This window comes from Colwellia sp. 6_MG-2023 (genome assembly GCF_030547765.1).
Taxonomy (GTDB): domain Bacteria; phylum Pseudomonadota; class Gammaproteobacteria; order Enterobacterales; family Alteromonadaceae; genus Colwellia.
The window spans coordinates 1-544 of the sequence record NZ_JAUOPP010000068.1 but is presented as its reverse complement, the minus strand read 5'-3'; the positions used below and the strand labels follow the sequence as shown (position 1 = coordinate 544).

The following is a 544-nucleotide window of genomic DNA, read 5'->3' as shown; positions in this document are numbered from 1 at the left end:
GGCGAATAAATTCGCCCCTACGGTGATGTCGAGCACCTTCGCCTCACAATGTTTTTTGTTAGGTCGTATGCAGGGTGAATGTAGGGTGTATGTAGGGGCGACTTCAGTCGCCTGTTCTTATTAGGCGAATAAATTCGCCCCTACGGTGATGTTGATCACCTTCGTCTAACAATGTTCTTTTTTAAGGCGTATGTAGGGCGTATGTAGGGTGATTAGCCAATTAAAACACTAAACGATAGCGACCACGGCTATCAGGCGTGCCTAAAAAAGGTAAGGCGTCGTTAAGGGCGCTTGGAAACTTAGGGCCCGGCTTTAAATAACCTTTGCCAGAGGCTTTACCATTTTGACCAACAGATGCGGTAAAGGTTAAGCCTAAATCATTTTTTGGTGACATAACCAAAGTTAATACGCCGTTCGCGCAGCTAATGTCTGCGTTGAGTTGACCTAATGGCACTGTTTTATCTAAAGCGGTTATGCCTGCTTTCGACCATGCACCATTACCTGTTGCACTAATACATTGGTTGTTTTTAGTGAGGTCAATTTC

Annotated in this window: 1 protein-coding gene; it reads right to left on the bottom strand. The window is 44.9% G+C overall.

Going from position 1 to position 544, the window contains the following annotated elements; translation table 11 throughout:
- Positions 1-220 precede the first annotated feature (220 nt).
- The coding region (gene gspN / locus Q4503_RS18820; protein WP_303603193.1) for a type II secretion system protein N at positions 221-544 on the bottom strand (324 nt) is incomplete at its 5' end.